At 60.3% G+C, this 14,015-nt stretch carries 7 protein-coding genes; 5 read left to right on the top strand and 2 right to left on the bottom strand.

Annotated features, from left to right (window positions below):
* Window positions 1-5: 5 nt before the first annotated feature.
* Together PXH66_RS21480 and PXH66_RS21475 are read left to right on the top strand one after the other, a co-directional pair.
* Window positions 6-1,313, top strand: coding sequence for an FG-GAP repeat domain-containing protein (locus tag PXH66_RS21480; protein WP_330928274.1), 1,308 nt, complete (start codon window positions 6-8; stop codon window positions 1,311-1,313).
* Window positions 1,298-3,088: a tetratricopeptide repeat protein gene (locus PXH66_RS21475; protein WP_330928273.1), complete on the top strand. Its 1,791-nt coding sequence runs from the start codon at window positions 1,298-1,300 to the stop codon at window positions 3,086-3,088. The genes PXH66_RS21480 and PXH66_RS21475 overlap by 16 nt, the downstream gene beginning before the upstream one ends.
* A gap of 323 nt (window positions 3,089-3,411) precedes the next feature.
* On the opposite strand, the gene PXH66_RS21470 is transcribed toward PXH66_RS21475, so the two are convergent.
* Window positions 3,412-7,002: a TonB-dependent receptor plug domain-containing protein gene (locus PXH66_RS21470; RefSeq protein WP_330932142.1), complete on the bottom strand. Its 3,591-nt coding sequence runs from the start codon at window positions 7,000-7,002 to the stop codon at window positions 3,412-3,414.
* Between the two features lie 890 nt (window positions 7,003-7,892).
* Here PXH66_RS21470 and PXH66_RS21465 point away from each other — a divergent pair.
* Entirely contained in the window at window positions 7,893-9,062 is a 1,170-nt protein-coding gene (locus PXH66_RS21465) for an adenylate kinase (RefSeq protein ID WP_330931807.1), read from the top strand.
* 22 nt (window positions 9,063-9,084) lie between these two features.
* On the opposite strand, the gene PXH66_RS21460 is transcribed toward PXH66_RS21465, so the two are convergent.
* Window positions 9,085-10,767, bottom strand: coding sequence for an energy transducer TonB (locus PXH66_RS21460; RefSeq protein WP_330931808.1), 1,683 nt, complete (start codon window positions 10,765-10,767; stop codon window positions 9,085-9,087).
* 587 nt (window positions 10,768-11,354) lie between these two features.
* On the opposite strand from PXH66_RS21460, the gene PXH66_RS21455 reads away from it, so the two are divergent.
* Entirely contained in the window at window positions 11,355-12,758 is a 1,404-nt protein-coding gene (locus PXH66_RS21455; protein ID WP_330931809.1) for an OmpP1/FadL family transporter, read from the top strand.
* Between the two features lie 23 nt (window positions 12,759-12,781).
* The gene (gene sqr / locus PXH66_RS21450; protein WP_330931810.1) at window positions 12,782-14,011 is read left to right on the top strand and encodes a type III sulfide quinone reductase, selenoprotein subtype; all 1,230 of its coding nucleotides are present in this window, start codon (window positions 12,782-12,784) and stop codon (window positions 14,009-14,011) included.
* Window positions 14,012-14,015: the final 4 nt, after the last annotated feature.

Below are 14,015 nucleotides of genomic sequence, written 5' to 3'. Positions count from 1 at the left end.
CGCTCATGAAACGTCGCTCTCCTGCGGTTCTGCCTCTCGTCGTCGGCGTGGTGCTCGGCGGCGCAGCCGGATGGTTCGCCATAAAATCATTCGCTCCCAAATCCATCGCCCCGAGCGCGGGAGCTGCGCCCACCGCGACGGTGCCCGCCATCGACCTGGCCTACACGCCGGTCGCCATCGGGGCATCGGTGGAATCCCTCGGAAGACCGACCGTGACCAACGTGCAAGCGTTCGATCTGGATCAGGATGGTCGCCTCGATGTGCTGTATTGTGAGGCCTCGACCAACACGGTGCGGTGGGTGCGCCAGATCGCGGGCGGACAATTCGTCGAGTCCACGATCGGCACTCAACTTCCCGGTCCGGTGCACGTCTGGGCGGCGGACATTTACGGCAACGGACGCCTCGATGTGCTCGTCGCCTGCATGGGGCAAGTGATGCCCAACAACGATCCCATCGGCGCGGTTTTCGTCTTGGAGAATCGGGACAACACCCGTTTCGAACGCCGCGCCATTCTCAGCGATGTCGCCCGCGTGACCGACGTGCGCGCGGCCAATCTGCGCGGCCATGCCGACGGCCGTCTCGATCTCATCGTCGGCCAGTTCGGCTACGATCAAGGCGAAACCCAGTGGCTCGAAAATCGCGGCGACTGGACCTTTGCTGGTCACAACGTGAACCAACAATCCGGAGCGATTCACACGCCAGTGGCTGATTTCGACGGCGACGGACGCCCGGACTTTGCCGCCCTGATTTCGCAGGAGTGGGAAGAGGTGCACCTGTTTCGCAACCAAGGCGACGGGCGTTTCGCAGACGAAATTCTGTGGGGCTCCACGAACGAGGATTTCGGCAGCAGCGGCATGAAGGTCGCCGACCTGAACCGCGACGGTCGACCCGATCTGTTGGTAAGCAACGGTGATGGTTTCGACTATTCCGTGCGCGGTCCCCGCCCCTGGCACGGCGTGCAATGGTTGGAAAATCGGGCCGACGGCTCGTTCGCCTACCACCACATCGGCAACATGCCGGGAGCGTTCGCGCCCTCCCCCGCCGACCTCGATGGTGACGGGGATATCGACCTCGTCGTAGTCAGCGGTTTTGGCGATTGGTCCAACACCGAAACCGTGGCGCTCATGGCGTGGATCAATGACGGCCGGGAGCAGTTCACCGCCCATCCATTGGCATTGATTCCGATCCAAATGATCACCGCCGCCACGGGAGACTTCGACGGCGACGGCATCCCGGAAATCGTGACCGGCGGCTACCACGCATTCCCTCCGCACGAGAACATGAGCAACATCACCCTGTGGCGAAAGAACTGACCGATTCTCGATCGGGTCGTCGCTGGGCGGGACCGATCGTTGCCGCCGTCGGCGCGGCGACCGCAGCAGGCATCGGTGCCTACTTCGTCCTGCCCGCGCCTGCGAGCGAACAGGTGCAGTCCGCGCTCCCGGCACCACCGGACGCCACGGCACTTTCTCCCCAGTTTCAAGCCGCGCTCGATCAAGCGTGGCAGGCCGTGCAACAAGACCTGTCGGTCGACGCGCTCGCGGACTACGCCCGCCTCCTCCACGCCAACGACTTTGCTGCGGAGGCCGAAATCTCCTGGCGCCTGCTGCTGCAATGGGACGAAGACGACGGGCACTGGCCCTATTATCTGTCGCACCTACGCCGGGACGCTGGAGATATCGGTGAAGTGGCGGCACAACTTCGAGAGACGGTCATCCGCAATCCGAGTTATGCACCCGCCTGGCTTCAACTCGGCGATCTCGCGTATAAATCCGGCCAAACTGTCGCGGCCGAAACCGCCTACACGCGCCGCCTCGAGTTGGTCCCTGGCGACCCCTACGCCCGCCTGGGATTGATTCGCATCGCACTCCGCCAAGATCGCCGCGCAGACGCCACGGAAGCACTGCTCGCGCTCACCCACGACCATCCGGGATTTTCAACGGCGCACAATTTGTTGGCCCAACTGTGGACCGAACGCGGCGAGCGCAAACGCGCCCGTGAAGCCCGCTGGACGGGACAACAGGCCGGTCGCTTCGCCGAGGCGGATGATCCGTGGATCGAAGAGTTGAAGGCGTTTTGCTACCGACCCGACCGGCTGCTGTTTCTCGGCATGAAGGCGTTTCAAAACAACGTCGGAGATCGCGGTGTCTCTCTCTACGAGAAGGCGATTGCGAACGCCCCCACCGATCCCAACGCGCACGTCTTGCTTGGTGACCTCTATCTCAAGCTCAACCAACCCGAGCGGGCGGTGGACGTGCTCCAGGAAGCCCGGCGACTCGATCAACCTGCGCCCGCGCTTTCCGTCTTCGCCAGCCTGGCCAATGCTCTCCGTCAAACCGGACAACTCGAATCCGCCGCAAACATCGTCGACGAAGGTCTGACCGTTCATCCGCGGGCTCCTGAGTTGTGGGTCGAGAAAGGCATCACGCTCCGCGCCGGCGGTCGCACGCCGGCAGCGATCGAAGCATTCAGTCGCGCACTGGAACTCAGCCCCAATCACACCGAAGCCAACTTCAACCTCGCGGTGTTGCGCTACGATCAGGAGGAGACGGTGGCGGCGCTGTCTCATTTTGACCGTGCGTTGATCCTGCAACCCTCGTTTGCCCCCGCCCTCACCTTTCTGGCCCAGTATCACTTGTCGACCGGCGATCTGGAGATTGCCCGCCCGTTGGTCATGCGACTCCTCGAAGCCCACTACGGCGTGCCGGAAGTCAAACGCACGGGCGCCATGTGGTATTTGCGCGCAGGCATGGCCGCATTGAGTGCGGAGCGCGCCGGCGAAGCGTCAGAGTATTTTGAATCTGGATACGAGTTGGACTCCACCATTGCTGACCTGGCCCTCAACGTGGGCTCGAGCCGTCTCGGTGCCTCTCGCTTCGCGGAGGCCGTCTCGCCTCTGGAAAACTACCGGGAAATGCGGCCGGAAGATCCGTCCGGGTGTTTCTTTCTCGCCCAGGCTTACCTGACGCAACAGCGCCGTCGCGAAGCCCGCAACCTGCTCGCCCAGGGCGCGGAGTTGGCAGAGAGCCAGGGTAACAGTCGGCTGGCGCAGATCTGCCGCAGCATGCTGCAGCAAACTCAGCGCTGATCTCGTCACCGGATCGGCAATCGGGTCCACATCGTTATCATCCTAATTAACGCAGTTCACAGAAGTTAACAAAGCGTTGTAATGACGTGAGTTAAATCGAGTAAACTGCATGGCATCCAACTCACCTTACGGATGAAGAAATTGATGCCCATGATCGCCTGCAACTCGTTCCAGCTTCGTGCTCTTCGTTGCCTTCTGTAAAATCCAACTGCGAAATCTCGGTTCATTCACAGTCATCGCGTGCTCGTCCGCGGGCGTATCGCGGGCATAAAAAAAACGCCTCCCCGGAGGGAGGCGTTTGAATTCTTACGTTGGAAGTTCGATTAGAACTTGAACGTGTTGGTGAGCGTCCAGCTCTGGTGCGGACCGATGCGATAAGTCGCCGGCGTGCCGTCAGGCTGCACCGTGACCGGGATCAGGTTGTTGCCTTCACCCACATTGCGGACGTTGAGCTGCACGCGCCAGTCGATCTTCTCGCTGAGGCGGCGGCTGTAACCGACCCACAAGTCGATGTTCGTCTCCGCCGGACCACGATACGGGTTGGCGAGGTCGAAGTTGGCCTTGGTGGGGATGTCCGGGTTGGGGATCGGCGGGTAGCCGATGATCACGTCATCCTGCCAACGCAGCGCCATGCCGACGTTGACGCCCTTGAGCATGCCTTCGTCGAAGTCGTAGTTGGAGATGGCGTTGAAGCGCCATTCGCGAAGCTCAGGAACTTGCGTGCCTTCTTGCAGCTTACGAGCGGCCCATTCGGCACCGATGTTGGTGTTCCATTGGAACAGGGAGCGCTCGTTGCCGGCGCCGCCCCACCAGATGCGGAGGTCACCCACGCCGCCGTCAGCACCCGTGTTGAGGGCCGTCTCGTAGTTCTCGATGAACTCGGAGAGGTTCTCACCACCGATGTTGTTGCGGGAAGCGGTCGTCTTGGACGCGTTGAACGTCAGACGCCAGTTGCGGGTCGGTTGAGCATTGAACTCGATTTCATAACCCTTGGAGATGGCGTCCTCGGGGACGGTGAATCCGGCCGGGGTGGAGGAGCTGATACCGTCGTTCTGCCAGTCCACGAGGTCGATGCCCCAGGCTTCGTAGAAGCGAGGATCAACCGTGGCTTGGTAGGCACGCCAGGCGGCGATAACGTTTTGCTCACGCACGCGGGCGGCAGCTTCGTCTTCACCGTTTTGACCAGCACCGTAGTTGTAACGACCGTTGTCGTCAGCGTCATCCGGGCCTTGGGTGTTGATGGTGTCACCGGCGAGGTTGAACTCGTAACGGTTGACCCAGTTGCCGGACCAAGCTTGGGAAGCACCCACGAACCAGGCACCGTTCAGGCCGGAGCTGGAGTTACGGAGCACTTCGGTCTCATACTTGTTCACCTTGAGGGAGAAACGGCCGTCCTTGGACTCGAGCAGGACACCGACATCGGTGGTCGTGCCGGCAGGAGCCGCGATCGGCTCGCCATAGGCGTCAACACGCTCGGCGGCGGGCTGGAAGTTCTCAGACTCATTGTAGAAAACGGTCGTGAGGAACGGCAGGCGCTCGGTGAGGTTCTTGATACCGGGGAGTTGGTCCAAGTGAGCCACCACGGAGTAGCTGGTGGATTCGACGATCAACTCGTTGAAGTCATCCTTGTCGATCTTGTAGACGCTCGGGCTGAGGTTGATACGATCAGTCGGGGCCAATTGGGAGCCGTCCGCCTGATTGTTCATGTCAGCCGAGACCGCCCAGGATTTGGCGGTGTCTTCACGCCAGCCCCAGGTGCCGACGATGGCGTTGTCCCAGAAGTGGGCCTGCCAGACGAAGGCTTGCGACTCAACCTCGCTGGAGGTGAGACGGGCAAACGTGGTGTGAGCATCACGGTTGGCACCGTTGTTGTCCTCGGAGTCGGTGATGGTCACCGGCTCGTAGCGCCAGCCCACATAGTTGGAGAGGTTGTTCGACTGCGTGTCGTCGCCATCCTCGGAACCGACCGGGTAATACGGGTTGAACCAGTAGTCGTCGTAGCCGACGTTGGGATTGTTCCAGGTCGTGTCGAATACGCGGATGGCGTAGTCTTTCGGCATGTCGAACTGCGTGGTCACGCGAGGGATGTTCGCGCCCGCGGCGGACGAGGCGTTGGACAGCGAATCACCGAGGTAGATGATCGAGTGCGGCTGCAGGAAGTTCGAATTGAACTTCTGCTGACCCAGGTCATCGAGGCGGTTGGACAGGAAGTCCTTGTATTCGCTGTTGATGTTGTAGCGGATCCAGCTGCGGTTGTCGCTGTCGGCCGTTTCATTGGCGACCAATCCGGTGAAGGTGTGCTTACCGAGCAGGCGCTTGAAGGTCGACGGACTGTCGGAACGAGCGAAGTCGTGGGTGAAGAACGCCGTGGCGCGGAAACCGTCACGCTCCGTAGCGGTCGAGCTGTTGCCGCCACCGCCGGTGCCACCCACAAACGCGCGACCCACATTCGGGTTGGGCGTGCCGTCGGCGAACGGCTCGTTGCCTCCATCAGCACCAGCACCGGCGATACCGGCGGGTGTGCCATCGGAATAGACGGCCATGAAGTCAATGTAGAGACCTTGGTTGGCGCCACTGAGGAGCGAAAGACGACCGTTGTCGTAGCTCTCCTGGTTGAACACCAACTCGAAACCGAACTTGTCGTTCATGAAGGTTTGGGCGAGCGAGATGTTAAACGCATCAAAGTTCTGCCATTCCTTCTTGTTCGGACCATCGATCAGGTTGTTGTAGAAGTCATAAACCGTGGGATCGCTGAGGCTGCGGTCCTTGTAGACACCGAACTGAGCGTAAGGAAGACCTTCCTTAACGGCGTAGTCGGAGTATTGATTGACGCCACCCATCCGGTGGAAGCCGAGGGAGATGTCGTCATCACGGGTGCCATCGGTGTTGCGGCCACCTTCACCGGAACCGTCACGAATTTCGGACTGTTGGGCGAGGGATGGGCTCACGCTGCCGTTGCCATCGAAGTAGAAGAAGGGGCTGTCAAACGCACCGGCGAAACCACCGATCCAAGGCTCAAACGCCGGATTCGGGGAACCCGCATTCGGGCCGCCGTTGTAAGCCGGACGCTGCTGACCGTGGTTCGGGCGACCGGTGTTGTCGTCCTGCAACTGGAACGCATTGAAGGTCTCCTTGTTCAGGCCGTCGGTGTAGAACCAAGGCGTGATGTAGTCCAAGGGAGGCAGGGTGCGGGGACGGTTCGAGTTGATCTGACCATCTTCGAAGTTGGCCTTGATGATCGTGCGAGCCGAACCGCGCTTCAGGAACTCCGGCTCAAAACGCACGGCGGCGTAGATACGCTCGGAATCCTGGAAGGCCGGATCCTGTTGGTAGCGGGTGTCGTCCTTGACGGCGGACACACGCACGGCGAGTTGGTCCTCAAGCAGCACGCGGTTGAAGTCAACCGAAGCGCGAGCGGAGCCGTAGCTGCCGACGCGGAAGGCAACTTCGTTCGAGTTCTTGAACGAAGCCTGCTTGGTGCCGGAGTTGATGATACCAGCCGGGGAACCTTGACCGAACAGAATGGAGTTCGGGCCGCGCTGGAGATCGACGCGGTCGATCGAGTAGCCATCCCAAGGGATGTTGGTGGCGAAGTAATCGCGGGTGTTGTCAGCCGCGGCGAGACCACGAACGCGAGTGTTCTGGTTCGGGTTGGTGAATCGAGCGGACTCGTCCAGCCGGGCGCCATCGCCGAAGCCGGCGAAGTTACCGCCGAGGTTACCCACTTCCGTGCCGGTGGTGTATTGCAGCAGGGACTCATTGTCCGTGGCCGCAATGTCATCGAGGAATTGTTTGGTGATTACGGTAACGGCGTTACCGATGTCGCGGAGCTCAGTATTGAGACGATTGCCAGCGAGGGTGGTAGCGGCTGTGTAGCCTTGCTCCTCCTCAGCTGCTACCTCAAACGGAGACAAAACGATGACATCTTCGTCATCGATCTCAGAGGACCCAGTGGTTGTCTGGGCCCACGAAGAACCGGCCAGTGTAAAGGCCGCAACCGCTGCCAGAGAATATCTGGGAAGGGTTTTTTTCTTTATGGTATGCATGGTATTGGTTGGTCACTAACACGACACGCCCGAGAGGCGTATCGCTGGGGAAACTCGTGCTTAGGCGGCAGTTGCCGCCGTCAGCACACGCACACACAATTCGTTGAGCTCACGAGCGAACTCGCGAAGCCGATGAATTGTGGAAAGGGGGAAAAGGGGGTTGATGCAGATGACGAAACGCAAAGCTTTCGGATCGTTGGGGAAACGGGAGGGGCGGACGGAGCAAACGGGGGAAGCGGGGTGAAATCAAGATTTAGACCTACCCGTGAATTGCGCACCCATTTTGAGTCTAACACTAGACAATTGCATCAGATCGTTGATTAACGAATTTTTATCAATCCTTAGATACTGTTTATTAACAACTTATTAATTTTTAGCAAATTTGAATCTAAAATTGAACGCCGGGCTCAATAGTTCATCCGAGCCGTTAACCTCATTTGCGGCGAAATGAGGGATTATCCGGATGAATGCTCCCTTTGACCGAGAAATCCCCGGCCCCGCTTCCCCTGGAAGACCCACGTGGTTGGGCGTGAGTCGCATCGAAATGCCCGCGGTGGTTCGCGCTCTCCAAGCGCCCCAGAACAAGAGAAACCCGACACGAAGTTTTGCCTTATTCAATCCGCCCCTTAGGGATGGACGGCGCACTTAAATGGTCTCAACTGGGCCACCGGCCATCCCCGCCAGATCCGAGCGGTGTGATGGAAACGTCCCGGTTACCGTCTCGGCAGCGCCTCCCCCCCTAAACCCTCCCGATCCCGATGCTTAATATCGCTCTCTTTGGTCCGCCCGGCGCGGGCAAAGGCACTCAGTCGGAGTTTCTCATCAAGAAATACAACTTGTTCTACATCTCCACCGGGGACCTGCTGCGCAAGGAAATGGCCGGAAAGACCAAGCTGGGTCTCGAGGCCCAGAGCATCATCGCCGCCGGCGGTTTGGTCTCGGATGAGATCATTGTGCAGATCATCGAGAAAACCATTACCGATAATCCCAGCAGCAACGGATTTCTCTTCGACGGTTTCCCGCGCACCTACATTCAGGCCTATATCCTCGAAGGCCTCATGCTCAAGCTGCACACGTCGCTCAACTGCCTCATCAGCCTCGCCGTGCCCGAGGAGGAATCCGTCCGGCGCTTGTTGAATCGTGGCATCACCTCCGGTCGCAGCGACGACAATGAGGCCGTGATTCGCAACCGCCTGCAGGAATACCACCAGAAAACCCTGCCCGTCCTGCAGTTCTACAAGGACAAGGGCAACTATGTCGAAATCGACGGCACGGCGGACATCGATCAGGTGCACGAACGGATCACCACCATCATCCGGAATGAACTCAGCAAACGCCTCTTCAACGTGGTGGTATTCGGCTATCCCGGCTCCGGTCGCGGCTCTCAGGGCAAGGCCCTGGCAAAGCACTTCGGCCTCGAATACGTCGCCACCGGCCCGATGCTGGACCACGAAATCAAGGTCGGCAGTGCCATCGGGAAACAGATCACAGCCCTCTACGAAAACGGCCAGCTGGTGCCCGACGAGATCGTGGTGCAACTGATCGAAAAACGTCTGTCCGAGTCCCGCGGCGTGAAGGGGTTCATCTTCAAGGGATTCCCCCGCACCCTCGTGCAATCCTACATCCTCGACGGCCTGCTGCAAAAACACGGTTCCACCATTGCCCAAATCATCGACATCGAAGTCCCGACGCTCGAACTGATCCGTCGACTCGACGAACGCAGCAAAACTCCCGGTTGCATGCCTTACGACAGCAGCACCGCCAAGATCGTGAAACGCCTGCAGGAGCACGAAACGAAGACCATGCCGGTGATCAAAAAATACAATCAGCTCCACGGCGTGAGCAAAATCGACGGCCAAGGCACCTTTGACGAAGTCTTCGCCCGCATCGCCACCGTCATCGAAGACGGCTTCAAAGGCATGCGATAACACCGCCGCGCCAGGCTATCGCCTACTCTCGCTTAAACTCCACCGGGATGCGGGCGATCGCGTCCACCAATTTACCGTCGCGACGGGGGGCCTGGAATCGCCAGCTCGCCACCGCCTGCACCGCCGCGTATCCAAAAGCTGGATCCGACGCCGAGACCACGCGGGGCAGACGCGCAAACCCCCGCCGATCGATCACAAACTCGATCAGCGCGGTCCCGTTCGCCTGCGCTGCACCCAAACTCCGCGGATAGACCGGCGGCTGACGTGAAACCGGCTCCGGCACCTCATCGAGCTCCGCCAGCGATAGCAGTTGCTCACGGTCCGTTTCGAGCAGCCGCAGCAACCGCTTGGTCTGGTGATCGACCTGCACGTCACCGTGGCCGCTGGCCTTGAACTCAAACTCCATTCTCAATGCCGCATAGGATGGTTTACCGTCCTTGATCGCCGGCTTGAATCGCAATTTCTCCACCGCCGCGATCGTCGCGCCATCCAGATCCGCCCCACCACTGGTCGCGATCGCGGATTTCTCCACGTAACCGTCGGGTCCGATGTAGAATCCTACTTTGACCTTACCTTCGCGATCTTCCCGCAACGCCGACAGCGGATACACCGGACTCGCGACATTGAGCACCTCCGGCGGTTCGTCGAAGTGGAATACCTCGGGCAGCGTGTCGGGAAATGATTTGGGACGTTTGACTCGATACATGCTCGAGCCGCCACCTTGGATGTTAAATATCACGGGCACGCCCATCCTCACCCGCACCGGCCGTCCATCAACCTGTGCCGGTTCGAACGTCCACTTCGAGACCGCGTCGACCGCCGCATCTTCGAAATTTGGGTTGTTCGACTCAACCGGATATACGTTCGCCGTGCGGCCTTCGACCGTCACTTCGAAGGCAACCTTCACCCGACCCTCCACCCCGGCTCGGCGCATGAACGTCGGATAAACCGGTCGGGCACTTTTCGCCAATTTAGGCGGGATGTATTTGCCTTCCCCTTCCGTCCCAAAGGTGCGTTGAAAAATCACCGGGACGGTTACGGCTCCAGCCACGGGCTGACCACCCGACCGCGCCGGGGCAAATTCCCATTGTGACACCGCCCGAAGACCCAGCCGAACAAAAGCCGCCCCCAGGCTTTCGGGCCAAACGACATTCGTCACAGCGCCATCGGCCCCAATTTCCAACTGCGCCTCCACCACGAGTTTATCACGCCCCCCCGCATCCCGTTCAGCCGGAAAACGTGGCGGCACCACCCGTAGCAACCGCGGCGTCGCCGAGTTTCCCTTCCGCGCGGCGGACTCCGGATTGTAGATCAAGATCGAGCGCACCTCACTGGGAACCCTCCGCCCGTCCCGCATCGCGGGTGACCGAAAAACTCCCTGCAACGATTCGGGCAAGTCTTCGACCGGCATCGCCGAACCTGTCACCCGCCGCGCGATCATCGCCTTCGGCCGCTTCTTGTCGTTCGTCACGAAATAAAGCGTGTCGCGGTAAAAGGGCCGACCGATCTCACCCAGATTATCGCGCACCCGCATCGATTTTCCGACCGACACCTGCACGGGCAAAACATCGGGAGCGTCCACGGGATCGGTCCACATCGGTTCCTGTAGAGTTAAATCCTGCGCACTTGCCAATCCCGCAATGACGGCCACCCATCCCGCAAATGCGATTTGGCCGACCCGCGGAAAAAATTTCAAAACACTCATAAGATCATGATTTCAGGGCCTTTCGGCCCGCTGGCTTCGGCCAAGCGACAAAAGCGAACGGCTCGATCGTGAGTCCGCGACTAATCGTCATCGAAGTGGCCAGCATAGGAAGTGAGAAAACTGCATAGCGAGGTAGCAAGTTCACCGCAGAGGCCAGTCCAACAGTGTAGGCTCATGAAGTGAACAAACCTCGAGGCGAATGGCGAGTTCAAGTCGAGTCCATCGGCCACATCTGGGTTACAATTTCTCCGGCTCGCACCGTCAGGATTTCGGACAATGCAAATCAGCATCAAAAGCCAGGGTCACGGCGAAACCATTCCCAACCCCTGCCTGCGGATCTTCGAAAGCGCGGTCAATGCGACGCCTCCACGGTGGTCACATAATTCGCCGGCGTAGTCCGCCCCCTTCGACCCACCTCACCAGCCACCCCAACCGCCTCAATCTACATGCATTGGCGCGCATATAGGCAATTTATGCAGGGACTCCGGCAAGGGATGCAGAGTCGGCCGGGCGATTTAGGCGGATAATGCCGTCAAACCCGACTCCTCGTCACCAAACCCTCGATACGCCTCGTGCGTCACTCCACCATGTCCCCTTCGTCTCGCACCCTCTCCCTTGTCGCGGCGTTGACCGCGTTCTCCTTTACGCCGGCCCTCTTCGCCACCAACGGCATGAACATGGAAGGCTACGGCCCCGTGGCCACCGCCATGGGCGGCGCCTCGATCGCCTACGACAACGGCACCGCCGGTGTCATCAACAACCCCGCCACGCTCAGCCTCATGCAGGAGGCTGCCCGGCTGGATCTCGCCCTCGGGGTGCTGGGACCGGATATCACCGCCACCAGCCCGACCGGCGTGCCCGCCGATTCCAACGCGACCGCCTTCTACATGCCCGCCTTTGGCTACACCCGCCAGGCCGGCGACTTCGTCTACGGCTTCGCCGTGTTCGGTCAGGGTGGCATGGGCTGCGAATACGAACCCGATTCCTGGCGCGGACTGGGTTTCGATCTCATCAACCGCACCGAAGTCTCCGTCGGCCGCGCGATCATTCCGCTTTCCTACCGCGTCAATGAGCGCCTCAACATCGGCGGCACGGTGGACTTCGTGTGGGCCGGCATGGACCTGCAAATGGCCATGAGCGGCTCGCAGTTCTTCGACCTCGTGAACCCCATGGCCCAAAACTTTGGCCACGCCTCGGGATCGCTCGTGCAGGGCTTCAATCAAATGATGTCCACCCTGCCCGCCGACACGGGCGTCGACTACGCCTATTTCAACTTCACCAACGACAACGATTTCACCGGTGAGGCCGAAGGCTACGGCTTCGCGGGAAAGATCGGTCTGACCTACGAAGTGAACGAGCAGGTCACGTTCGGCCTCACCTACCACAGCAAAACCGACCTCGGCGATCTTGACGCACCCGGCAACAGCCTCGCCTTCCAGCTCAACGTCCCCGGCATGGGCGCGATGGCTCAATCCCTCAGCGGCACGATCAACGTCAATGAGTTCGAATGGCCCGCGCTGCTTGGCGCCGGTTTCGCCTATCGCCCGCGGCCCGACTGGCTGCTCGTGGCCGATGTGCGCCAGATCTTCTGGGCCAACGCCATGAAGCAATTCTCCATGAAGTTCACCGCCGATGACGCCGCCACCAACGGCCCGTTCGCCGGCTCCGTGCTCGACGCCGTGCTCTATCAGGACTGGGACGACCAAACCGTCATCCAACTCGGCGCCGCCTACATGGTGAACGACCGCTTCACCCTCCGCGGCGGCTTCAACTACGGCAACAACCCCGTCCCGGACCGTTTCCTCAACTGTCTCTTCCCCGCGATCATCGAGACCCATTTCACCGGTGGCTTCGGCTACCAATTCAATGACCGCAGCACCATCGACGTATCCGTCACCTACGCCCCCGAAGTCGAGATCGTCAGCGGCTACGGCGTCGGGGTGAGCCACAGCCAGCTCAATTCTCAGATCATGTATAGCTACCGGTTCTGAACCGGCCAACCCCCACCCTTCCCATGAAAAAAATGCTCATCCTCGGCGCCGGCACCGCCGGCACGATCATGGCCAACAAACTGGCCGGCGCCCTCGATCGCGACGCCTGGCAGATCACTGTCGTCGACCGCGATGGTGAGCACCACTACCAACCCGGCTACCTGTTTGTGCCCTTCGGCATCTACAGTCCGCGCGACATCGTCAAACCCCGCCGCGACTACCTGCCCCGCGGGATCGATGTGATCTACAGCGGCATCGATGTAATCGATCCGGAGAAGAACCAAGTGCGGCTGACCGACGGACGCCTGCTCGGCTACGACTACCTCATCATCGCCACCGGCGCGCATCCCGAACCGGGCGAAACCGAAGGCCTCGAAGGCGAAGGCTGGCGGCGCAACGTCTTCGACTTCTACACCCTCGAAGGCGCCACCGCGCTGTCACGTTTCCTCAAACATTGGGAAGGCGGCCGACTCGTCATCAACATTTCCGAGATGCCCATCAAATGCCCTGTCGCTCCGCTGGAATTCGCCTTCCTCGCCGACTGGTGGTTCACCGAGCGCGGCATTCGCAACAAGGTTGAAATCGAGTATGTCACGCCGCTCCCCGGCGCCTTCACCAAGCCCAAGGCCGCCGAGCTGCTCGGCGATTTCCTCGATCGTAAAAACATCCACCTCACCTCGGAATTTGCCATCGGCTCCGTCGATTCCGCCGCCAACAAAATCGTCTCCTGGGACGAACGCGAAGTGCCCTACGACCTGCTCGTCAGCGTGCCCGTCAACATGGGCGACGCCGCCATTGCCCGGTCCGGCTTCGGCGACGAGTTGAACTTCATCCCCACCGACAAGCACACGCTGCGCTCCCAGGTGTCCGACAACATTTTCGTCCTCGGTGACGCAACGGACCTGCCTTCCTCCAAGGCCGGGTCCGTCGCTCACTTCCAGGCCGACATCCTCTTCGACAACATGCTCGCCGCCATCGACGAGCGCCCCCTCCCCGCCAAGTTCGACGGCCATGCCAACTGCTTCATCGAATCAGGTTTCAACAAAGGCCTGCTCATCGATTTCAACTACGACACCGAGCCCCTGCCCGGCAAATTCCCTCTGCCCGGCATCGGCCCCTTCTCCCTCCTCGAGGAGACCAAGATGAACCACTACGGCAAGATGATGTTCCGGTGGGTCTACTGGAACCTCCTCCTCCGCGGAGCCGAGCTCCCCATCGAAGCCGAAATGACCATGGCCGGCAAACGCCGGTAACCCC

This window comes from Synoicihabitans lomoniglobus (assembly GCF_029023725.1).
GTDB lineage: Bacteria > Verrucomicrobiota > Verrucomicrobiia > Opitutales > Opitutaceae > Actomonas > Actomonas lomonigloba.
This window is presented reverse-complemented; position numbering and strand designations above follow the sequence as displayed.